Source organism: Pseudomonas sp. CBC3, assembly GCF_037967085.1.
In the GTDB taxonomy this organism is placed as follows: domain Bacteria; phylum Pseudomonadota; class Gammaproteobacteria; order Pseudomonadales; family Pseudomonadaceae; genus Stutzerimonas.
In genome coordinates this window covers 427,942-449,765 of the sequence record NZ_JBANEO010000003.1, presented here as the reverse complement: position 1 = coordinate 449,765, position 21,824 = coordinate 427,942, and the positions used below count along the sequence as shown (strand labels likewise).

Sequence of the window (21,824 nt, the reverse complement as noted above, 5' to 3'; positions counted from 1 at the left end):
TAGCCGCCTTTTTCAAAGCATAAAAAAACGGGCCCGTAGGCCCGTTTTCATTTTTGGTCGCGGTTTACAGCGGACCGATGGTGGAGCAAGTTTTCTTGGCTTTTGCATGCTTCTGCAGCGGAGCCAATTGTGGGCGGTGCTTACCGCTCCGAACGTCCAGCGACATGATGTTCTCACCCCAGCGCGGACCAGCTGCCCAGTAGGTGCTCGGGATGCAGTTCTCGTTCAGGTAGGCCAGCAGGTTGTCGGTAGCGACGACAGCAGACGGGGAGAAATCCGGGATGCCATGCTCGCCAATGTAACCACGCAGCTTGTTCTTCTTCAGCCACTCCACCCACGGCTTGACCCGCTCGACGCCAAGCATCGGATGGAAGGTTTCGGCGCGCTTGGTATAGGTACCCGAGTAATCGAAGTCCAGATACTGGTGCGCTTCGTAGACCAGGTTGTTCTTCGGATCGCGCATCCACGGATCGTTGATCAGCTGGGTGTTGTACTTCTGCCAATGGAAGGCGCTGGAGTAACGATCGCCGGCAATCATGATCCACTTGGTGGGGTCGATTTTACGGATCGCCTGACCAGCTGCCTGGGCAGTTTGCGGCCACATGTTATTGCCAGTGTTGTACGGCTCGTTCATCAGACCGTAGCCATACAGCGCCGGGTGCCTGGACAACTCCACGGCAATCTTGCGCCAGGTCTCGGCAAACTGCGCCCGCGGTACTTCCGGTGAGTTGATCACCTTGCCGTAATAGCGGTAGTAGTTGTGCATATCAAGGATGACCTTGATGCCGTGCTTCTGTGCATGATCCAGCGACAGCTTGATGCGCCCCAGCTCAGCCGCGTTCAGCTCTGTACCGAGCTTGGGCTGGATACGTTCCCAAAGGAAGCCCAGACGGACCAGCTTGAAGCCCAGCTCGCTGTGACGCTTGTAGTAGGACTCGTCAGCGTAGGTGTAGCCCTTGTTGTAGACGCCCGGAACGGTGCCCGGATCGAACACGCCGGAACCGAAGTTGACGCCAACCAGGTCGATGCCGCTGCCGTCGGAGACCACCGGGGGGGTAGGCGCCGGAGCTGGAGTCGGAGCAGGCGTTGGAGCCGGAGCCGGAGCGGGTTTCGATACCGAAGGCGTGGTCGCGCCAGTGCTGGACACCACGCTGATGGTCTTCGGATAGCCCACAGCGCTGGCCGACAGTGCAGAGCCCTTCAGCATCACCGACAGGTGAGCGCCAACGTCATAGACCGCAGCGACCTGACGCACTTGACCGTCGGCCAGTTTCACCGAGGTACCGACAACGAACGCGGACTTGTTAGCGGCGTTATCAGGGATCGAGAAGCCAGCCGACTTACGGTAGATGCCATTTTCCCAATCTGTGTTGGTAAAGCTATTCATGCTGGCCGTGTAGCTGCTGCTAGGTGCAGTCGGAGCCGGAGTCGGTGCGGGCGCAGTCGGCGCCGGCGCTGGCTTCGCGGCAGTATTCGAGCTGACTACGGTGCTGACAGTGCGCGGTGCACCAACTTTGGCGCCATCGAGCAGGCCGCCGTCGACGTAGAGGCTGATGTTCTTACCAACCACGTAGACGCGGGTGATCTTGCGCACCTGGCCGTCAGCGAACTTGATCTGTACGCCCGGCTTGAATGCGGCGATCGCAGCGGACGATGCCGGGACCGAAAGGCCTGCAGACTTGCGCCAGACACCATTGAGGAAATCGGTGCTGTTGAACTTGTTGATCGAGGAGGTGAAGGCAGTCGCCGACGATGCAGTTATCGAAATATCAGCAGCTGCGTGACCGCTCATGGCGAAAGTGCCAAATGCTGCAGCAAGAGCGATGGAGCGAACAAGTGCCTTAGGGGCACCAGTAAAAACATTGATAGACATTCAGTCTCTCCGAAACTTAATACTTCGAAAGGCCGGAGCCTTTAAAAAAGTGCGGGAGTTAATTAAGTCGTACAGGCGCTTACTGGCAGATATCTCACTACGCGCAACCGGACGAACCGCTTGGCAAAGGACGCCGGATTACCTAGTGGGTGAACCCGGCAATCCGTTGCGTGGCGGCTTTATAATAGGTTTTAAAAAGAACTCAAAATTTTTTTGACGGCATTAGATCGCCAAATCTCCGCCATCTTTTTGGCCAGCCATTAATGCGCTATTAGAATGTGGCTTTTTGATATTGCGCCTAATAGTATCCCAGCCGCTTTAGATCGTTTATTTACTCGCCAAGTCGGCGTCATTTTTTTGAATTTCGCCCTCGGCAGGTTTGCTTTCGGCTATAGGACGAACCGACGAACGGTCACAGCAAGATCCTCCAATTTCCGGTCGGCTGATAGGAGAGGAAGGGAGATTTCCGCCCCGGTAATTCCCGAAACGAACCCCCACGACGGCAATCGGAGCCACCATGACGCAGCACACGTTCAAAGTCGGTGATCACGTCCGCTGGAATTCAGAAGCCGGCCATGTCACTGGCCATATCACCAAGGTCCATACGCGCGATACCGACTACAAAGGGCACACGCGCAGGGCCAGCCCCGACGAGCCCCAATACGAGATCAAAAGCGACAAGACCGACCACGTTGCGATGCACAAAGGAAGCGCGCTGAGCAAAATCGGATGACCCTGCCCCAACATATCTGGACGATTGGCCATTCCACGCACACGCCCGAGGCGCTCATCGCGCTGCTACGCCACTACCGTATCGAGGCGATCGCAGATGTTCGCCGCTTCCCGGGGTCGAGACGCCTGCCTCAGTTCATGTCGGCGAATCTGGAAGCCTCGCTCGCCCAGCATGGCATCGGCTATGAGTGGATAGAGGAGCTCGGCGGCCGCCGCCGAGCTCCTCCAGGGCCGAGCATGAGTGCGTGGCGCAACACCTCGTTCCGCGGCTACGCCGAGCATCTGAAAAGCGAGGAGTTCGCCAGCGGATTGCAACGGCTCCTGCGTCTGGCCGCCCGCCAGCCAACCGCCATGATGTGCGCGGAGGTTCTCTGGTGGCGATGCCATCGCTCCATGGTGTCGGACGTGCTGAAGCTGCAGGGTATCGAGGTATGGCATATCCAGGACGAACAACGGCTGACGCTGCATCCCTACACCTCGCCGGCAAGACTGGAACGTGGCGAGCTGACCTACGACGAAGGTGCGGGTGAGCCGCTCAAGACAACCGGGCCTGGCGCATCCTGAGCGCAGCCAACGCTGAGAGGCAGTGAAGCAGCGGCCGCAGCCGCATCCATGCGAAGCCTGCTCGGGCTGGAGCGGGGCGAAACTTTTCTGTCTTCATAGCTTCATATGGCTGGATCGCTCGCAGCCGCCGCATTCCGGCTCCAGCAATAGAGCCAAACGCCACTGCGCAACACCCTCATAGGACCGCGACGGACCCGCTTGCTCTAAACGGCATGCTCAGGGAGAACTGCAATTGCCAACTCTAAGCCTGTCAGAAAAGCTCGTTGCGGCCACACAACGGTTCGCAGGCGGTTCTTCCGCGAAGATATTCAAAGGTATGGCGACTCTCGCCGTCGGCAATGGGCTGGCGAGAATCGCGGGCTTGGTAGCCATACCGTTCCTTACCCGGATCTACAGCCCCGAGCACTTCGGCATTCTTTCGGTTTTCACCGCCCTGCTGCTGATACTGACGCCCTTGATGACGCTGCGTTACGAGCTTGCCGTCCCGCTGCCCCGCCGAGACAGCACGGCCATGATCCTGATGGCGCTGTCCGCCCTCCTCATCGTCCTGATGACCTTGGCCTTGAGCGTGATGCTCGCGCTGGTCGGCCCCGCTCTGCTGACCGTGGCCTCGGTGGAGGCACTGATACCGTACCGCTGGATTTTGATCTTCGCCCTGTTCAGTGCAGGTATATATGAGGTGCTGCTGATCTGGGCAGTACGCCGACGCGCCTATTCGACCATCGCTCGGACTCAGCTGCAGCAGAGCGTCATCGGGTCGATTGCCAAGATTGCGTTGGGAATGGTGGGACTGAAGCCGCTCGGGCTTCTCGCGGGCCAGGTCTTGGGCGCCGGCGCGGGAACGATGACACTGATACGGACGTTTCGCGCGGACGTGAGACGCTACTGGCGCCACGTTACGCTGAGGCGAGGCTGGTACATGTTGCAGCGCTACAGGAGCTTTCCCGCCTACCGCTTGCCATCGCAGTTGCTGCAAATTTTCTCAAGCCAGGCGCCACTATTACTGACCGCATCCGTCTATGACGCCCGAACCACCGGCCAACTGGGTTTGGCAATGATGACGTTGGCGCTGCCCATGAATCTGCTGGGGCATTCCACAAGCAAGGCTTATTACGCCGAAATCGCCTCGATGGGACGCAAACGCCCGGCCGAAATTCGCGTGGTCACCTATTCGGTCATCAAACGGCTGCTTGCACTCGCGGTCGCTCCCACGCTATTGCTGCTGGTCTTCGGCCCGGCGCTGTTCTCCCTTGCGTTCGGGGCTCAGTGGGAGCTGGCGGGTGAGCTGGCATCGATCCTGGCGATCTACCTTCTGTTCCAGTTCATACACGCGCCAGCGTCGCATCTGCTATCGATATTCGAAGGCCAGCGCCTGCTCCTGATGTTGAACGTGCAGCGTGCAATCCTGACGGTCGCCTGTTTCGTCAGCGCGCATCTACTGGACTTACCGATCACCTCGGTGCTGCTGCTTTATGCAATAACGCTTTCGGGCCACTACCTGTTCAGCTTGCTAATGACGCTACGGGTCATTCCCCGCTAGCGAGTCAGTGAAAAGGGCAACTGCAGGAAGTTTCAAGGGGCTGCTGGACGCGCCGATAACGCGTCCGTCCTTTCGTCTGTGTTCAGGGTTCGCGCTTGAGTGCGTTGAAGCCGCCGACGCGCCGAGATCCAGCGAAGGCATTACGCGACAGATAATAGAAAAATAGCGGGATACCCACGGCGTAACGCTTGAACAGCCGGCGCGGCTCCATGAGCATGCGGAACGCCCACTCCAGTCCGAATCGACGAAAAAACATCGGCGCACGCGGGAAGCGCTGCGCCGTGAAATCCAGAATCGCACCGCCACAGATCAGCAAAGCAGGAGTGTCCATCGCCTTCTGAAGATGCAGAGCCACATGCTCTTGCTTCGGCATGCCCATAGCCAGAACGATGATTGGATAGCGACCCGGTACATGGTGCTGCCGATAAAACGCCAGGTAATCCTCGGAACGCTTGAATCCATCTATCGCATGGAACATGCGGTTCCCAAACAGCTTGCGGGCGCCATCGCTCAACCACGGCTCTCGCGTGCCCATCGCAAACAGCTCGTAACGATCCTCGGAGTTACCTACCAGATCGTCGATCAACTCTGGAATGAAGTCAGAACCATTAAGATTGGCCTTCGGTTCCAAACCGTTGAGCATGCAGGCGATCTTGATGCCTATGCCATCGCGCAGCAGGTAATTGACCTGGAGAAAACTATCCCGAACCGAAGGGTGACGTTGCGCAATGTTGTAGCCGTGCTGATTGAGAAAACCAAGAATCGTTGGCGACTCACGCTTTCTCAGCTCGGAAATGAAATGCCCGGTCTCCACTTCATCCAGTAGTTTCAGCTTCCCTATCAAAGGATCCGTCCTTTTGGTGAGGGGATTTTTCATAAATAGCTTCTCTGTCTGTAATTCGATTGAAAACTCGTTGGATACCCGCCGCGACAAGTCATGGATCACACACCGCGGTGAGGAAGATTCGCTTAGAAAAAACTGAACATTGCCCGCCCATGTCGGACAAACGAAGCAGCCGCCCCTGCGGCACCTTCTCAAAGAGCAAGAAGAGGTAGTCAGATGATAAGGACACGCAGCGCTTCGAAACGGTCAAAAGGAATACTCCTCGGACTCGCACTTGTGCTCGGGAGTGCCGCAAGCGAGGCAGAAAATATCGATTTGATCGGCCTCAACATTGGCGGAGCCGCATTCTCCGGGAATGTCATTCCTGGAAAATATAAAACAAATTATTTCTTCCCCGCCCCCGGCTACTTTGCCCAGTGGCAGGAGAAGGGAATTAAGACCATTCGCTTCCCAATCATGTGGGAACGCCTGCAACGAGAATTGTATGCAGAGCTTGACGAAGATTACGCACAGTTGATCGAGCAAACCTTCCAACAAGCCGCCGACCATGACATACGCGTGATCCTCGATATCCATAACTATGCCCGCTATCAGAAACAGATCATAGGAACCGAAGCCGTACCGATATCGGCATATGAGGACTTGTTGGAACGCATCGCCAAGCGCTGGAAAGATCAGAAAGGGCTTTACGCCTACGACATCATGAACGAGCCACACGGCGCCGACGAATACTGGCCGGCAGCAGCCCAGGCCGGTATCGACGCCATCAGAAAACATGACGAGAAGCGCCCCTTGTTCATCGAAGGAAACTTCTGGTCGAGCAGTTTTCTTTGGCCCAAGTTCAATGATCCGCTGCTGCAACTGAAAGACCCCTCCGACAAGTTGATATTTTCCGCCCACTTGTATCTGGACAAACACAGTAGCGGACAATACAAGGAACCGCTGGAAGACGACTTCGACACCATGCTCGGCGTCAAACGGGTCAAACCTTTCATCGATTGGCTGATCAAGCATGACAGGCAAGGCCATATCGGTGAGTTTGGTATTCCGGCAGATGAACCGCGCTTGCTGGAAGCGATGGATAACCTGCTGGCTTATTTGCAGGAACACTGCATTCCGATGACGTATTGGGCGGCAGGATCGGCATGGGGCAAATACAAACTGTCCATTGAGCCGAAGGACGGTCAGGACCGCCCGCAGTGGGACATTCTCAGCAAGTACGTCGGTCAGGGCGAATGCGCCCGCATCGGGCCAAACGCCTGAATGACATCTCTCGGCTGCGCAGGCAGCCGAGAGTTCTCTTTTCAGCTCTTCGAAGAAGGTGCTACCGGCACTCCTCTGCCGAGTATCGATTTGGCCTTGCCGATCAGCTTCGCCTTCAGGCTATAGCTTTTACGCAGCGTATTGGCCTTGAGGTTGTAGACCTGGCCCGGCACATACATCTCGTTGGTTTCGATGCAGTACACCGGCTTGCCGCTGAGTTTCATGATCTCGATAGCTTGCTTGACCTCGCTCTCGACGAACAACCGGGTCAGCGGTTGTTTGGCATACACCTCCGCCTTGAACTTGTGATGAATATTCAGCCGGCGACGCTCTTCAGCGGTGGGAAGGTCGAGCATGTGCAGGGTTCCGTACTGCACACCATTGCGCTGTAACCATTCTTCCGTTTCGGCGCGATACTTTTCCAGGCGGCTGGTCACCAGATGCGCGACCTTGACCGAAGGAATGAACAGGGGCCGTGTGCAACTGAGGAAATCCCGATAGTTCGGCCCGTCATCGTTTTCCTCGATCGTCGGGTCGACACAAAGCACACCGTCGATATCCAGACAGGCCTGGGTCAGAAACGGGTGATGCATGATGTTCCATTCGAATACGCGGGGCTGCTCGACGAGCTCGAGATACATATCCACATGGTGGCGGTTATGCCGCTCGGCAAACACTGCCATCGTCACGACGTTGCCATTGTAGATAGCCCGTATCTGCTCTTCGGCGGCCCGCATCGATTTGGCCGAGGAGATACTGTCGTCGACGAGCAGTATTTTTTTCGCATCCCTGGGTTTGACCAGTTCGGCATGCTTGTAAGTACGAGTGTTGCCTTTCTTCAGGTCATCATTGCGCAGGAACGAATAGAGATCCGTCAGCGGCAGGTTCTGCTTCAGCGCGATGATGCTGGCGACCAGCATCCCGCTTCGTGGGATACCAACCACCAGGTCGATATCATTTGGAATCTTGCTGGCACATTCATTGCTGAGCCGTGATAGATCATTCAGGCTTCGGTAATTCATCGAGCACTCCTGTGTCCTGTTCTTTTAACGGTCCATTTCCAGATGACAAACCTGTCGATGTTCAGCGCCCTAACGACGCACGTAATTGCTTTGTATGGGTGTGCACATAGTGAAGTACATAGAGGGCCAGTGCGTTGGGCTTGGAAAAGTTCAGAAAACGCGTTCTGATATCCATATCCTCTCGAATCGCCTCGAAGCGTCGTTTGTGCGAAACACCGGAAGTGTCAAAGATGCACAATGGGAACGACAACTGCATCACTTCGCTTTGAAGATCCAGCCCTTTCAGAAATTCAAGCAATAGACAGTAGTCTGCCGATAACTTGTAATCGAGCCTGAACTCGAACGTGCGCAGCCGCTCGTTTTCGAAATACATGGTCTGATGGCTGGCGGGCAAACCCAGCGGAGCACGTTCGATGGGGTGAGCACTGGTGAGTTTCAAATCGCCGTTAGCTTCTTTGCGATAGAAATCACCGTAGATGAACTTTGGCTGAATAACCGTTTTAGACAGCTGTTCACTTATTCGCTCAAGTACCTTCGAGTCGGCAAGCGAGTCTCCGCTATTCAGAAACAAGGTATAGCCGGGCGTTTCGACTGCACGAAGCCGCCCTTTGTTCATCGCGTCGTAAATACCCTTGTCCGGCTCGATAGTGATTTCCGCCTGACTATCATCCAGGCTTTTCAGCCACTCACCACTGCCATCCTTGGATGCGCCGTCAATAACGATCCAGCGGAAGTTCCGGTAAGTTTGGGCGGCCAGGCTCCGATACGTCTCCTTCAGGCCGTCAAAATTATTCCAGTTTATAGTTACGATACTGAAACTGACCATAATTCACCTGTTCGAGATTTGCCGTAAGAGTCGAGTTTTCTGTTTGCAGCTTGGCGTAATAAAGGAAGAACGCTGCAGCCATGCCATAAATATCGCCAGAAAACGTCAACGCGTTGGAAAGCGCAAAGTTAAGCATACTGACGACAAATGACAGTTGCAGCGCAGCCAGGAGAGCGCCTTTATCCGCGCACTGGCGCATGATCCAGATGAAGCCGCCATAGAACACTAGAGCGGCGATAGGCGCCAGGAATCCGAATCGGTAATACACACCGAATATTCCGACGTCGGCAAGATAGAAGTGCGAATTGTAGATTCGTGAGAATCCACCGTCCCATTGCAGAGACAACGCGCCCATACCGAAGTAGTTGTTCGCACTAATGGCGTCCAGAATGATCGCGACGGTTCTTTCCCGTACGCCCGGCCCGGACGTGGCGTCGAAAAGCAACGCATCGAATCGAGCGAATTGCGCGTGATAGAACTCCGGCGCCAGCAGATAGGAAACAACGAGAATCGCCACCCCAAGCGCACTCATCTTCATCAGCGAGTCGATGCGCTTGCGGAAGATCCACATACCCGCCAAGGCCCAAACCACCATGGTCTGCCGGGTCTGCAGCACCAACCACAGATAGGCGACGAAGTAGAGCAGAATCAGCAACCTGCCGACCGTCACGCGGTCCCGCATGCTGTACATCACCATGAATGCGGAGATGGTGACGAAGGGCGAGCCGATACGGAAGCGATCCGGCCGCAACAGATCTTCGTACTGCGTCCAGTCATCTACGGTGAAGGAAACGCCTTTATTCTGGGGAATGATCCCCAGGTAATAGGCAAAACCCAGGGTCGCGCAGAACAGCGCTACATAGAGGAAGTACTTCCCCAGCTCTTCTTGGGTCGGAGACGCCATGATCAGCAGGAACAGCGTCGGGAAGAACACCAGGTATTGCAGGAAACGGCGCTCTTCCAACAACCCGTACACCAGCGGCTGGCCAAAATTCAGGTTTGCAAGCACTGCCGATATCAACGGCAGCATGACGCCCATGAAAATGATCCACAGGCTCGTTTTGGACTGATAGACCCACTTCCATGCGACGAATAGGCAGGCGGTCGCTGCCACGACCAGCAGCAGGAACAGCTCCTGAAAGTATGGAATTCCGGCCCGCTTATCATCCGTCAGGAAGAAGCAGGTGGAGTTCAGCAACAGAAGCATGAACAGTAGATTCTTGTACGCCAGAACTTTCCTTAACAAGCGCTTTCCCCAATTTTCCAGATGTGACGTGGCGAACACAGAACCGAACCGGCTTGGATTGACGACCTTGGAGGACGGTTCACCACGGCGAGGAATCAGGTGCCATGGATGGACAACGACAGCGACAAAAAAGTCCGCCGCCGTGGCCAAAAGGCACCGAGTTCGTCATCCAGGCGCTACCGGCCTCTGCTTTTCAGTCGCCAAAAGATGCGCGTCTGCTCTGTCCCGCCCTCTTCCCTGCCTTTCCCTGTATTGCTGCGCAGCGCACACAGTTCTACTGTGCTGCCGCGCTGTCGATCAATCAATGCCGAGCCTGGTGTTGGTTCTCGACGAACCAGCGATAGGCATCGCGTAAGCCATTTTCCAGACTGATGCTGGCCTGCCAGCCCAGCGCCTTGAGGCGGGATACGTCCATCAGCTTGCGCGGTGTCCCATCCGGCTTGGAGCTGTCGAAAACCAGCCGGCCCTGGTATTCGGTAACCCGGGCAATGGTTTCGGCCAGTTCGCGAATGCTGCAATCGACGCCGGTACCCACGTTGATATGCGACAGCATCGGCTGGGTATGCGCCTGGTAGGTCGCGTCATCCAACTCCATCACGTGCACGCTGGCGGCGGCCATGTCGTCCACATGAAGAAACTCGCGCTGCGGCTTGCCGCTGCCCCAGATCACCACCTCGTCGTCACCGCGCTGGGTCGCTTCATGGAAGCGCTTGAGCAACGCCGGCACTACATGACTGTTCTCTGGATGGAAGTTGTCGTTCGGGCCATAGAGGTTGGTCGGCATGACACTGCGATAGTCGCGACCGTACTGACGGTTATAGCTTTCGCAGAGCTTGATACCAGCAATCTTTGCGACCGCGTACGGCTCGTTGGTCGGCTCGAGCACACCGGTGACCAGCGCCTCTTCCTTCATGGGCTGTGCGGCGAATTTCGGATAGATGCACGACGAGCCGAGGAACAGCAGCTTGTTGACGTCGTTGCAGTGCGCCGCATGGATGATGTTCGCCTCGACCATGAGGTTCTGGTAGATGAATTCGGCCGGATAGGTGTTGTTGGCATGAATGCCGCCAACCTTTGCCGAAGCCATGTACACCTGATCGATCTTGTTCTCGGCGAAGAATGCGTTTACCGCTGCCTGATCGACCAGATCCAGGTCCTCACGTCCACGCGTGATGAGGTTGTCGTACCCCAGCGCCTGCAGACGACGGACGATGGCGGAGCCCACCATGCCGCGATGTCCCGCAACGAAAATACGTGCGTCACGATTCATATCAGTTCTCCACGGACACTGGAATGTCGAAGCCGTGCTCTTTGAGCAGGGCATGGCGCTGGGCGATCTTCAGGTCTTCGCGGACCATTTCGGCGCACATTTCCTGCACGCTGATTTCCGGCGTCCAGCCGAGCTGTTCCTTGGCGCGGGTCGGGTCGCCGAGCAGGGTTTCCACTTCAGCCGGACGGAAGAAGCGTGGATCGACACGGACGATGACGTCGCCGACCTTGAGCGCCGGCGCCTTGTCTCCTTCGATGCTTGCCACGATAGCGCGCTCATCCACGCCGCTCCCTTCGAAGCGCAACTCGACGCCCAGTTCGGCCGCCGACCACTTGATGAATTCGCGCACCGAATACTGCACGCCGGTGGCGATGACGAAGTCTTCGGCCTGCTCCTGCTGCAGCATCATCCACTGCATGCGCACGTAATCCTTGGCATGGCCCCAGTCACGCAGCGCGTCGAGGTTGCCCATATGCAGAGATTTCTCGAGACCTTGGGCGATGTTCGCCAGGCCACGAGTGATCTTGCGCGTCACGAAGGTCTCGCCGCGGCGCGGTGATTCGTGATTGAACAGGATGCCGTTGCAGGCGTACATGCCATAGGCTTCGCGATAGTTGACGGTGATCCAGTAGGCGTACAGCTTGGCCACCGCATAGGGCGAACGCGGGTAAAACGGCGTAGTTTCCTTCTGCGGAATCTCCTGTACCAGACCATAAAGCTCAGAGGTGGAGGCCTGGTAGAAACGCGTTTTCTTTTCCAGCCCCAGCAGGCGAATGGCTTCGAGGATACGCAGAGTGCCCATGCCATCGACGTCGGCCGTGTATTCAGGCGACTCGAAGCTGACCGCGACGTGCGACTGCGCGCCCAGGTTGTAGACCTCGTCCGGCTGCACTTCCTGGATGATGCGGGTCAGGTTGGACGAATCGGTCAGGTCGCCGTAATGCAGAACGAAGTTCTGATGCTCGACATGCGGGTCCTGACAGATGTGGTCGACCCGCTGAGTGTTGTACTGCGAGGCACGGCGTATGAGGCCATGCACTTCGTAACCCTTTTCCAGCAGGAGTTCGGCGAGGTAGGAACCGTCCTGGCCAGTAATCCCGGTGATCAGCGCGCGTTTCTTTTCCATTTCAATGTACCTGTAGGTTCCAGATGACAAGGGTGTTGATGCAAGACCGAATGGACGACGCATCGGCGCCCAGGCGCCCTGCTCCGCCAGACGGCTGGTTCGATTGATTGTTGGCAGCCAAGGTTAACGAGGCGTTACCGAGCGGCCTGGTGCGGACAGACGGGCCTCTCATGCGAGCATTTCCTCATACAGCGCCCGGTATTGCCTGGCGATGACAGGACTGTCGAATGTGCTGGTGATCTTTTCCCGCGCATTGAGCACGAGCTGTGGATAGTCCGCCTCGCCCGTGACCCACTCGACGCCGTCAGCAAGGCCCTGCGCCTCGAAGGGTGCTGCCTTATAGCCGTCGTGCTTATGGGTCACGATGTCCTTCGGGCCGGTGGCGTCGAAGCACACCACGGGAGTGCCGCACCCCATGGCTTCGGCCAGCGTCTTGCCGAACGCCTCCATCAGGCTCGGCGCGATGAACACATCGGCGGCCGAATAAAGCAGGCGCAGCGAGATGCTGTCGTGCAGATAGCCGAACGAGGTGTAGTCGAAACCCAATCCGTCGGCGATGGACTGGTCCAGCTTGCCGAAGAAGCACAGGTGATACTTGGCCGGATCGAGGTGCTTAAGCATCTCGAGGTATTTGCCGAAGCCCTTGTAAGTGTCCTTAGCGCTGGTGCTACCGGTGAGGATGATCCTCTTCTCGGTATTCAACCCGAGCAGTTGCCGAGCCAGCTGCTTGTCCAGCGGGAAGAATTCACTGGCGTCGACGTTGTTATGAATGGTGCGCACGTCGAAGTCGCGAAACAGCAGGCTCTGCCGGGCCTGTTCGGAGACCCAGTCGCTGATGCCGATCATCTTCATCGATTTGGGCAGATACTTGCGTTTGCGGTTGAGCACGAAGCGCGACAAGTCTCGGTCGGAGCGGCTGCCGAGTTGATCGCAACTGCCGCAGCCGGTGGTGAATTTCTCGCAGCCCATGGCGTAATGGCAGCCACCAGTCATCGGCCACATGTCACGCATTGTCCAGACCACCGGCTTGCGCAGCTGAGCCAGGTGCTTCATATCGACGAAACCGCCGTTGACCCAATGCAAATGCACCACGTCAGCCTCACGGCACTCATCGCTCTTGGTGAAATCGGCACCCATCACGCCAGCGCTGAACATGCCCGACTGGCGTCCACGGTAGAAACTGGCGAACGCCTGGTCGGCCTGGCTTCTGGCGATGCTGATGATCTTGTCTTTCTTGCTGCGGCTGACGGATACCACCGAGGTATCGCCATGGGTGACCTGGCTATTGGTATAGACGCGGGAATCGACCCCCAGCGAGCGCAGCCCCTGGTGCAACCAGTACGCGCCGCGAGCAGCGCCTCCGGTCAATTCGCCAGCGACCAAATGCAAAACCTTCATTGATCTAGGCTCTCTTTAATACGCTGGGCCGCATACCACCGGCGCGCGGCAATCAGCACGATCGCGATCAGCGACGAATAGATGACGATGCAGGCGACGGCAAAGGCCTGCACAGTTGCCAGTGCACTACCGACCAGCAGTGCTCCGACAAACAGCGAAAGCACGCGCAAGCTGGTGCTGAATATCTCGAACAGAAGGAACCGGCCCTGCAGCGACAGCGCCGGGACCGCCACCACGCACGGGCGCGAAACGAAGATCACGTACTCGGCCAGCGCCAGCCAGCGGGCATACTCGCCTGCCACATGCCATTGCTCACCGAACACAAACGCGAACATCCAGGGCCCGAGCGCCACCACCAACGAGAACGGCACCAGACCGACTAACGCCAGCGCGGTGGTCGCCTTCAACAACATGGCTGCGACCGGTTCCCGGTCGTGAATGGCGCGGCTGATGCGCGGGTAATAAACATCGGCCACCGATTTGCCGATCATATTGGTCGGCATGGTCAGCGCCTGTTTGCACAATGCGAAGAACCCAGCGGCCGCCGGACCGAAATACGCCGCGAGAACCAGGGTTGGCAGATGCTGCGAGACGGCATTGATCAGCATCACCGGGGCGCGGAACTTGGGAAAGTCGCTGTGCTGACGGGCTAGTTCGAGCATACCGGGGCGCTCCTGCCCCGCTTCACCGGCGTGATTATCTTCGTGGGGCTTGGCCCGCAGCATCGCCAGGCCCAACATGGCCGCGTGCAACGCCTGCTGCAGCGCAGTGGTGCACACCAGCATCAAAGCCGAGGACTGCACCAACCCGGCAATGGTCCGCATCGAGTTGAACAGCAGCGAATGCCCGACCGCCACGCTCGCCGTGATACGGAAGCGCTGGGTGCGAAACAGCCATTGCTGGCAGATTTCCAGTGCCGCGCCACAGAACATCACGAACGGGATGAGCATCAGGAACGGCTGGATGATCTGCATCTCCAGCGCGGTCGTCAGCTGCACACCGAACAGATACAGCCCCAGCGCAACCACCGAAGCCAGCGCCAGTGCAATCGTCAGCGCCAGCCGCACCAGGCCCCGCGCATCGCCATCGCGCTTGGGCAGCACGATGGCGATGGGATAGGTCAGCGCCGCGACCGGAATCAGCATCATGGTCACGCTAAGAAAGGTGCCCAGCACGCCATAAGCTTCCGGCCCGTAGATACGCGTGATCACCGGCATGAATGCCAGAGTGATCGCCTGCGCACCGGCGGTACCGGTCACCACGGTGAGGATGTTGCGCAGCAGCTTGCTACGCAGGCCGCCACGCAGCAGCGCGGCCAGCCGCTCCCTGATTGGGGCGGAGCCGCTGCGCATGTTGGGCTGTTCGATGGCGCTCACTCGCTAGCCCTCGTTCAGGCCTGAACCGGCTGACGGCCGACGCCGTAGTAGCTGAAGCCTTCGCGCTTGACCTGCTCGCGGTCGTACTGGTTACGCCCATCGATGATCAGCGGAGTGTTTAACAAGCGCTTCAGCGCACGGAAATCCGGACGACGGAATGGCTTCCACTCGGTAACCAGACACAGGGCGTCGGCATCGATGGCGGCCTCGTACTGGCCTTCGACGATCTGCAGGCGACCGTCGGCGAACCAGCTTTCCGGGAATTCGCGGCGCGCTGTCTCGCGGGCGACCGGATCGAAGGCGCGCACCTTGGCGCCGGCATTGATCAGGCTGTTGATCAGCACCACGCTCGGCGCTTCGCGCATGTCATCGGTACCCGGCTTGAACGCCAGGCCCCAAACGGCAAAGGTCCGGCCGCTGAGGTCGCCGTTGAAGTGGGTGGAAATCTTGTTGAACAGCGAGTGCTTCTGTTGTTCGTTACGGGCCTCGACCGCCTGCAGCAGCTTCGGCTCGAAGTCGTTCTGATGCGCGATGTTGATCAATGCCTTGACGTCTTTCGGGAAGCACGAACCACCGTAGCCGCAACCGGCATAGATGAAGTGGTAGCCGATGCGCTCGTCCGAGCCGATGCCCAGGCGCACGTTCTCGACGTCCACGTCGAGGCGCTCGCAGAGGCTGGCGATTTCGTTCATGAACGAGATCTTGGTCGCCAGCATTGCGTTGGCGGCGTACTTGGTCATCTCCGCATCGCGGATGCCCATGAACATGGTGCGCGGGCGGTTGCGGATGAAGGGCGCGTAGAGGGCACTCATGACCTCGCGGGCGTGATCGTTGTCGGCGCCGATCACGATCCGGTCGGGGTGCATGAAGTCATCGACCGCAGCACCTTCCTTGAGAAATTCCGGGTTCGATACCACCGAGAACTCGATATCGACGCCGCGCGCTTCGAGACGCTCCGCCACCGCTGTACGCACCAGGTCCGCCGTCCCGACCGGCACGGTGGATTTGTTCACCACGATCGCCGGGCCGCTCAGGGTATCGCCGATCTGCCGAGCGACTTCCAGCACATAGCGCAAGTCCGCCGAACCGTCTTCGCCAGGCGGGGTGCCGACAGCGATGAAGAAGACTTCAGACTGCTCGGCCGCCTCACTCAGCGAAGTGGTGAAGTGCAGACGTCCTGAGGTGTGGTTCTCGACGACGATGTCTTCGAGGCCTGGCTCGTAGATTGGCAGAATGCCCTGCTTGAGGTTCTCTATCTTGGTCTTGTCGACGTCGACGCAGTAAACCGTGTTGCCCATTTCAGCGATACAGGCACCGGTAACCAGCCCAACGTAGCCGCTTCCAACGACGGTGATGTTCATAGCAGGATCCTCGATTAGACATTGAAACAGGCATGCCTCGGCGCGACCCTTTCGGTGGCCGGTGGCGCAAAACTGGGCAGATTCAAACGGGTCAGGTTCCTTGCTGGCCGAACCTGACCCGTGACGGATGAACGAGCCGGCTTAGACCGTTTGCTCGCTGTAGCCGTAGTGGTCGTAATAGCCACGGAACTGACCGTTCTTCTTGGCTTTCTCGATATCGACGGCATTGAGCACTACACCCGTCAGCGGCGCATTGCTGTTCTGCAGCTGGCTCACACCTTTCTGTACATGCGGAATCAGCGTGGCGTCGGACTTGACGACATAGATCACCGCATCGGCGAGGGTCGACAGCACGGCGGCATCGCTGACCGCCTGGCTCGGCGGCGAGTCGATGATGATGCGGTCATAGCGGCCCTTGACCACTTCGAGCAGTTTCGCGAAGCGTGGCGAGGACAGCAGCTCGAGCGGGTTGGAAGGCACCGCACCGGCAGCGATCATGTCGACGTTCCCGACCGTGTGGATGCACTCCTCGAGCTTGGCGTTGCCGCCGATGAGATTGACCAGCCCCGGCGTACCCGGCTTGAAGTCGAACGCCTTGTCGAGGGTCGCGCGGCGCAGGTCGGCGTCGATCAGCAGCACACGATGCAACTGCCCCATGGCGAACGCGAGGTTGGCCGATACCGAGCTCTTGCCTTCGTCCGGCGCCGTGGACGTGATCACCAGCACCTGCCGCGGCTGATTGGCTTCGCTCAGCAAAAGGTTGGTACGGATGGTCCGCACGGCTTCGCAGAAGCGCTTGTCGCCGCTGCGTTCGAACAGATGGCTGACTTCCTTGCGCAGCTTGCGCGGCACCATCGGAACGATGCCCATGACCGGCAGCCCGAGCTTGTTTTCGACTTCTTCGGAGCTCTTGAAGGTGTTGTCGAGAATTTCGCGGACGATCGCTTGAATAACGCCAATTACCAGGGCCAGGAACAACGCCACGACGAGAATCAGCTTCTTGTTCGGCGCGCTGGGTTCGGTCGGCGGGATGGCCGAATCGACCACGCGGGCATTGGTGGTGCTCAGGTCCGAAGTCGCAGTGGTCTCCTGCAGGCGGGTCATGAAGGTGTCGTACAGCGCGCGGTCGCTTTCGACCTGACGCTGAAGGTCACGCACCTTGAATTCCTTGCGCGAGATGTCCTGGATGCGGCCTTTGTTCTCGTCGAACGAAGCACGCAGAGAGTTTTCATTGGCCAACGCCAACTGATAGTTGCGCTCGATGCTCGCCACTACCTGCTCGACCTGCTGTCGCAGACTGGCTGTAGCCGCGTTGAGATCCGAGCGTGCGGAAGCCATCGACGGATGACGATCACCATAACGGCGGGACAGGTCTTCGACACGCGACCGGGCATGTGCCTGATCCGCTTTGAACTGCTGAATCAGCGGGTGACCCAGAACGGCCGGCACACTGGCGAGACGCTCCCAGCCCTGGCTGCGCATGGATTCGACCTGACGATACTGGCTCTCGGCTTCGGCCCGCTGACGACGCGCATCGATCATGCGGTCACCGGTCAGCGACAGCTCGTTGGCGCTGATGGTGCCGACACCATCCAGATCCACGAGACCTTCGGCGTCCAGGTAGGCCTGAAGACGGTCTTCGGAGTCCTGCAGATTTTCACGCAGGGAGACCAGACGCTCGTTCATCCAGCTGGCGGCGGTCATCGACATGTCGACCTTGGCTTCCAGCTGCGCTTCGATATAGGCCTGCGCCAGTTGGTTGGTCGCTTCGGCGGCAGTCATGCGGTCAGCCATCGCGATGGACAGATAGACCAGCTGGCTCTTGCCTTCGACCCATACCGACGTCCGCTCCATCAGGGATTGAGTGGCGTAGTCGAGGATCTGCGCTTCGGTAGGCGCCTCTTCCTCTTCACCGGTCAGGGCAGCGGCAATGCCACTGAAGTCGATCAGCGGTCCGGACTGTTGACGCAGGTCGAACTCGGGGTGCTCGGTCAGATTAAGATCGCGCACCACACGCTCGGCAACGCCGCGGCTCTGCATCAGGCTGAGCTGGGTCTGCAGGTATTCGCTGAGCTCAACAGGGGAATCGGACGCAGGCTGGAAAGACAATACCGGCGTGCCTTTCGTCTCGATGAGCACCGTCGCGACGGCCTTGTAAATAGGCGTCATCCGCGACAGCAGAATGATCGTGAGCAGCGCGACGATGCCCACCAGCAGGGCAATCCCCCACTTGCGCGACCAGACCGCGTGCCAGATTTTCTTGAGGTCTATGAAATCGCTATCGGTTGCCGGCCCGACGGGGCGCTGCCATGGCCGATCCGGGCGAACTGGGCTGTTCATCAGAAGAATCCTTCATCGATGTTGATCGTGTCGCCGGGGCGAACCAATGTGTTCATGGTGGCTTTTTCTTCGGCGCGGCTGCCTTCGGAGCCGCGAACGATGGTCATGCGCCTGGTAGATGCGCGCTCGGTCAGGCCTCCAGCCAAGGCGATGGCCCGATCCAAGGTCAGCCCAGGCTGGAATGGATAGCCGCCGGGAAGCTTCACTTCGCCGGAGATGTAGAACTCCCGATAGTTGGCAACCGATACCGACACGCGCGGGTCGATCAGATAGCCATCCTTCAGCTTCTCGACCAGCAGGTTGCGCACCTCGCCCGGCGTCTTGCCGTTGGCATCGACTTCACCGATGAAGGGAAAGGTGAAGGTTCCGGCGTCCGTCAGACGAATCTCTTCGAAGGTGAGGTCCGGCTCGCCGTGTACGTTGATACGAATGATGTCGCCCGACCCCAACTGGTACTGCGCGGCGCTGGCCGCTGCGCTGAATACCAGCAGCACGAGCACGGAAAGGAATTTGAAGATGTTCGGGATGCGCATGATTGGCTCCTCCTTAGGCACGGGTTAATGTCCTGCCCGGCCTCAAAGGCTCAGGTCGAAACTCAGCAGGTAAACGTTTCGGTCGTAGCTTTCGATGTCCAAGTTGGAATCGTTCTCCGTCCGGAGGTATGAAAGGGTCACATCGATCCAGCGATCCGGCGACCAGGTCACGCCGGCGCCGTAGCCGGTGCGCTCGTCGTCCCGGTTGATGCCTTCGTACTCGCGATCCGAGAAGCGGTAGAGCAGTTCGGTCGATATGCGCGACGTCCAGTCATGATTCCAGGCGGCGACGGTCGTCCAATCATTGATGGTGCTGGCACCGTCGTCACCCTCATCGAAAGCACGGCGGGAATCGATCGAGAATGCCGAATACGTACGTGGCCTGTAAGTAACGCCGACTTCCCACATGGGGCTGGTGAAATCTTCACGCTGATCGCTGTCGAAGTCCTTGCGCTCGGCACCGACCTTGACCGAGCCGGATGTCTTCGCGCCGCCTTCCCAGGTCATACCGCCGAGCAGCGCCACGTTGGTGCTGTCGCGCAGCGCACTGGAGAGTTTGTAATCGTGGTCGGTGTGACGAACCTCGACGAGTGAGCGCGTGTCGGCGCCAAGACGATGGAACCAGATGGAGTTGAACATCAGGCTATCGCGTTCTTCGGAGGCGTTGAGATTGTCGCTGTTGTGGTACCGACGCTGTTCGTAGTTGGTACCGAACTCGAGCTGGTTGCGCGCGCTCTGGGCACCGAAGCGGTAAGCCGCGCGGGCGATGGCCCGGCTGTACTTGTCGTTTTCGGTATCGACTTCGGTATCCGCCGTTTCCTCTACGCGATGGTAGGCAAGCCCCCAGCTCAAGCGATGACGAGACGTGAATTCCATGACACTTCTGAGCTGCAAGTGATGGTCGGTATTACTGGCTTCGGAGTCCGAATGAAAGATGTCGCTATTGAACGAGTACTCGAGTTCGTACTCGCTATTGCGGTTCCCTGTGCCGAGCAGGAAGGTCGGATTGATTCCGGTAACCCAGGATGCCTGCTCGTTATCCGACAAGCCGCGATAGTTGTCGTCGTAGCTCTCGCGTACGACCAGCGTAGGCGTGAACTCGAAACCACCGATGCGAATATCCTGCGGCTCGTTCTCTGCCCAGCTATTGGTAGCGACAAGGCACAGTAGCGATACACCTGGAAGCGTGATGTTCCTCATATGGAATCCCTTCTCGGAGATAAATAGTTGTTCATGCCTGCACTCTGGCCGCGACGCCTGTTCTTGTGAGGAGGCATAGACACGCAACAGACCGCAAATATCCCGGACAGTTGCAGAATCAATGGGCGAGGCGGAACAAAGCGCCATAAACGCACGCGCAACGACCCGTCAGGACAGGCTAGCGCCACCGGTTATGTGCATATCGGCAAGTACTGAAGCTGCGGCCTTGCTGGAGTCAAGGTCGTGAACGCTACAGTCAGCGATCAAACGACAGGCCTGTAACATTCAGCAACGACTGATCGAGACGAGCCATTTGGCTGCGTCACGCAAAGACAGCCGGCGCAGGAAAGCCCAGCGCCTGCGCGCAGTCGTAGGAGAGGAGAAGTACGTCGGCGCCTGGCTGCAGTGGCCGCGCCAACGGATCAGGTGCGCTCGATGCGATCCGGATGGATGACGATGCGGCCCTGCTTGTAAAGGCCGCCGATGGCCTTCTTGAAATTGCCTTTGCTGACACCGAACAACCGGGCGATCTCATCGGCTGCGGTTTTGTCACTGACCGGCAGGCTGCCCTGGTTTTCCTGCAGCTTCTGCAGAATCAGCGCCTGCAGGGCGTCAGCGGCTTCGCTGCCCACCGGCTGGAGGCTCAGGCTGATCTTGCCGTCGGCGCGCATTTCCTTGATGAAGCCCTTTTCGTGCATACCGCTGCGCAGGAACTTGAACGCCTCGTTCTTGTGGATCAGCCCCCAATGCTTGCCATTGATGATCGCCTTGTGGCCAAGGTCGGTCGCCTCCACGACCAGCAAGTCAACGGCTTCGCCGACCTTGTAGCGAGGCGGCGTCTTGTCCAGGTAGCGATCCAGCCGCGCCGTGGCGGTGATGCGGCGGGTGTGTTTGTCGAGGTAGACGTGAACGACGCAGTAGTCGCCCTCGTTCAGTTGGCGTTTTTCCTCGGAATGCGGCAGCAGCAGATCCTTGGTCAGCCCCCAGTCGAGAAACAGCCCAACGCGGTTGATCTCCTTGACCTTGAGGCTGGCGAATTCGCCCACCTGCACCTTCGGCTTCTCCGTAGTCGCAATGAGCTTGTCTTCGCTGTCGAGGTAAACGAAGACGTTCAGCCAGTCATCGACCTCGGTCGGCACATTCTTCGGGACGTAGCGATTGGGCAACAGGATTTCGCCATCCGGACCGCCATCCAGGTAAAGGCCGAAACCGGTGTGCTTGACGATTTGCATGCTATTGAAGCGCCCGATTGCGGCCATGTGAAAGATCCTGTGAGTCGAATGCGGCGATTCTAGCAGGCCGGTCGAGTA

General features: G+C 58.3%; 18 protein-coding genes. 4 read left to right on the top strand and 14 right to left on the bottom strand.

The window, feature by feature from the left end:
* Positions 1–64 precede the first annotated feature (64 nt).
* On the bottom strand, positions 65–1,873 hold the full coding sequence (locus V6943_RS14620) for a glycoside hydrolase family 5 protein (protein WP_131650544.1): 1,809 nt from the start codon (positions 1,871–1,873) through the stop codon (positions 65–67).
* Between the two features lie 517 nt (positions 1,874–2,390).
* Between V6943_RS14620 and V6943_RS14615 the strand changes: the two genes are divergently transcribed.
* From V6943_RS14615 to V6943_RS14605, 3 genes are all read left to right on the top strand, one after another.
* Complete coding sequence (locus V6943_RS14615; protein WP_131650545.1) at positions 2,391–2,606, top strand: hypervirulence associated TUDOR domain-containing protein; 216 nt, start codon at positions 2,391–2,393, stop codon at positions 2,604–2,606.
* Positions 2,603–3,169 (top strand): DUF488 domain-containing protein, encoded by a 567-nt coding sequence (locus V6943_RS14610; protein WP_340554124.1) that lies wholly within the window; start codon positions 2,603–2,605, stop codon positions 3,167–3,169. Before V6943_RS14615 ends, V6943_RS14610 begins: the two co-directional genes overlap by 4 nt.
* A 316-nt stretch (positions 3,170–3,485) precedes the next feature.
* Entirely contained in the window at positions 3,486–4,709 is a 1,224-nt protein-coding gene (locus V6943_RS14605; protein WP_340554122.1) for a lipopolysaccharide biosynthesis protein, read from the top strand.
* 82 nt (positions 4,710–4,791) lie between these two features.
* Here V6943_RS14605 and V6943_RS14600 read toward each other — a convergent pair whose 3' ends face one another.
* On the bottom strand, positions 4,792–5,655 hold the full coding sequence (locus V6943_RS14600; protein WP_340554120.1) for a WecB/TagA/CpsF family glycosyltransferase: 864 nt from the start codon (positions 5,653–5,655) through the stop codon (positions 4,792–4,794).
* Between the two features lie 174 nt (positions 5,656–5,829).
* On the opposite strand from V6943_RS14600, the gene V6943_RS14595 reads away from it, so the two are divergent.
* The gene (locus tag V6943_RS14595; protein WP_340554118.1) at positions 5,830–6,816 is read left to right on the top strand and encodes a glycoside hydrolase family 5 protein; all 987 of its coding nucleotides are present in this window, start codon (positions 5,830–5,832) and stop codon (positions 6,814–6,816) included.
* 41 nt (positions 6,817–6,857) lie between these two features.
* On the opposite strand, the gene V6943_RS14590 is transcribed toward V6943_RS14595, so the two are convergent.
* From V6943_RS14590 to V6943_RS14535, 12 genes are all read right to left on the bottom strand, one after another.
* Positions 6,858–7,838, bottom strand: coding sequence for a phosphoribosyltransferase family protein (locus V6943_RS14590; protein ID WP_181100732.1), 981 nt, complete (start codon positions 7,836–7,838; stop codon positions 6,858–6,860).
* A 61-nt stretch (positions 7,839–7,899) separates the two neighbouring features.
* Positions 7,900–8,664, bottom strand: a complete 765-nt coding sequence (locus tag V6943_RS14585; RefSeq protein ID WP_131650550.1) for a glycosyltransferase — start codon at positions 8,662–8,664, stop codon at positions 7,900–7,902.
* Complete coding sequence (locus V6943_RS14580; RefSeq protein ID WP_131650551.1) at positions 8,627–9,871, bottom strand: hypothetical protein; 1,245 nt, start codon at positions 9,869–9,871, stop codon at positions 8,627–8,629. The genes V6943_RS14585 and V6943_RS14580 overlap by 38 nt, the downstream gene beginning before the upstream one ends.
* 340 nt (positions 9,872–10,211) lie before the next feature.
* Complete coding sequence (gene fcl, locus V6943_RS14575; RefSeq protein WP_181100727.1) at positions 10,212–11,180, bottom strand: GDP-L-fucose synthase; 969 nt, start codon at positions 11,178–11,180, stop codon at positions 10,212–10,214.
* A 1-nt stretch (position 11,181) separates the two neighbouring features.
* Positions 11,182–12,306: a GDP-mannose 4,6-dehydratase gene (gene gmd, locus V6943_RS14570; RefSeq protein ID WP_340554116.1), complete on the bottom strand. Its 1,125-nt coding sequence runs from the start codon at positions 12,304–12,306 to the stop codon at positions 11,182–11,184.
* A 168-nt stretch (positions 12,307–12,474) separates the two neighbouring features.
* Positions 12,475–13,704: a glycosyltransferase family 4 protein gene (locus V6943_RS14565; RefSeq protein WP_340554114.1), complete on the bottom strand. Its 1,230-nt coding sequence runs from the start codon at positions 13,702–13,704 to the stop codon at positions 12,475–12,477.
* Entirely contained in the window at positions 13,701–15,080 is a 1,380-nt protein-coding gene (locus V6943_RS14560) for an oligosaccharide flippase family protein (protein ID WP_181100717.1), read from the bottom strand. The genes V6943_RS14565 and V6943_RS14560 overlap by 4 nt, the downstream gene beginning before the upstream one ends.
* 14 nt (positions 15,081–15,094) lie before the next feature.
* The gene (locus V6943_RS14555) at positions 15,095–16,441 is read right to left on the bottom strand and encodes a UDP-glucose dehydrogenase family protein (RefSeq protein WP_340554112.1); all 1,347 of its coding nucleotides are present in this window, start codon (positions 16,439–16,441) and stop codon (positions 15,095–15,097) included.
* A 141-nt stretch (positions 16,442–16,582) separates the two neighbouring features.
* Entirely contained in the window at positions 16,583–18,781 is a 2,199-nt protein-coding gene (locus V6943_RS14550) for a GumC family protein (protein WP_131650557.1), read from the bottom strand.
* Positions 18,781–19,314, bottom strand: coding sequence for a polysaccharide biosynthesis/export family protein (locus V6943_RS14545; RefSeq protein WP_131650558.1), 534 nt, complete (start codon positions 19,312–19,314; stop codon positions 18,781–18,783). The genes V6943_RS14550 and V6943_RS14545 overlap by 1 nt, the downstream gene beginning before the upstream one ends.
* A 42-nt stretch (positions 19,315–19,356) precedes the next feature.
* Positions 19,357–20,514, bottom strand: coding sequence for an outer membrane beta-barrel protein (locus V6943_RS14540; protein WP_131650559.1), 1,158 nt, complete (start codon positions 20,512–20,514; stop codon positions 19,357–19,359).
* Positions 20,515–20,936: 422 nt separating this feature from the next.
* Positions 20,937–21,773, bottom strand: a complete 837-nt coding sequence (locus tag V6943_RS14535; RefSeq protein ID WP_131650560.1) for a CvfB family protein — start codon at positions 21,771–21,773, stop codon at positions 20,937–20,939.
* Between the last annotated feature and the right edge of the window lie 51 nt (positions 21,774–21,824).

Excerpts from the sequence above, each read along its gene's own strand:
- V6943_RS14610 (WP_340554124.1), top strand. The coding sequence starts at position 2,603 with ATGACCCTGCCCCAACATATCTGGACGATTGGCCATTCCACGCACACG.
- V6943_RS14620 (WP_131650544.1), bottom strand. The coding sequence starts at position 1,873 with ATGTCTATCAATGTTTTTACTGGTGCCCCTAAGGCACTTGTTCGCTCC.
- V6943_RS14555 (WP_340554112.1), bottom strand. The coding sequence starts at position 16,441 with ATGAACATCACCGTCGTTGGAAGCGGCTACGTTGGGCTGGTTACCGGT.
- V6943_RS14565 (WP_340554114.1), bottom strand. The coding sequence starts at position 13,704 with ATGAAGGTTTTGCATTTGGTCGCTGGCGAATTGACCGGAGGCGCTGCT.
- V6943_RS14545 (WP_131650558.1), bottom strand. The coding sequence starts at position 19,314 with ATGCGCATCCCGAACATCTTCAAATTCCTTTCCGTGCTCGTGCTGCTG.
- V6943_RS14585 (WP_131650550.1), bottom strand. The coding sequence starts at position 8,664 with ATGGTCAGTTTCAGTATCGTAACTATAAACTGGAATAATTTTGACGGC.
- V6943_RS14535 (WP_131650560.1), bottom strand. The coding sequence starts at position 21,773 with ATGGCCGCAATCGGGCGCTTCAATAGCATGCAAATCGTCAAGCACACC.
- fcl (WP_181100727.1), bottom strand. The coding sequence starts at position 11,180 with ATGAATCGTGACGCACGTATTTTCGTTGCGGGACATCGCGGCATGGTG.
- V6943_RS14590 (WP_181100732.1), bottom strand. The coding sequence starts at position 7,838 with ATGAATTACCGAAGCCTGAATGATCTATCACGGCTCAGCAATGAATGT.
- V6943_RS14540 (WP_131650559.1), bottom strand. The coding sequence starts at position 20,514 with ATGAGGAACATCACGCTTCCAGGTGTATCGCTACTGTGCCTTGTCGCT.
- gmd (WP_340554116.1), bottom strand. The coding sequence starts at position 12,306 with ATGGAAAAGAAACGCGCGCTGATCACCGGGATTACTGGCCAGGACGGT.
- V6943_RS14580 (WP_131650551.1), bottom strand. The coding sequence starts at position 9,871 with ATGCTTCTGTTGCTGAACTCCACCTGCTTCTTCCTGACGGATGATAAG.
- V6943_RS14615 (WP_131650545.1), top strand. The coding sequence starts at position 2,391 with ATGACGCAGCACACGTTCAAAGTCGGTGATCACGTCCGCTGGAATTCA.
- V6943_RS14550 (WP_131650557.1), bottom strand. The coding sequence starts at position 18,781 with ATGAACAGCCCAGTTCGCCCGGATCGGCCATGGCAGCGCCCCGTCGGG.
- V6943_RS14605 (WP_340554122.1), top strand. The coding sequence starts at position 3,486 with ATGGCGACTCTCGCCGTCGGCAATGGGCTGGCGAGAATCGCGGGCTTG.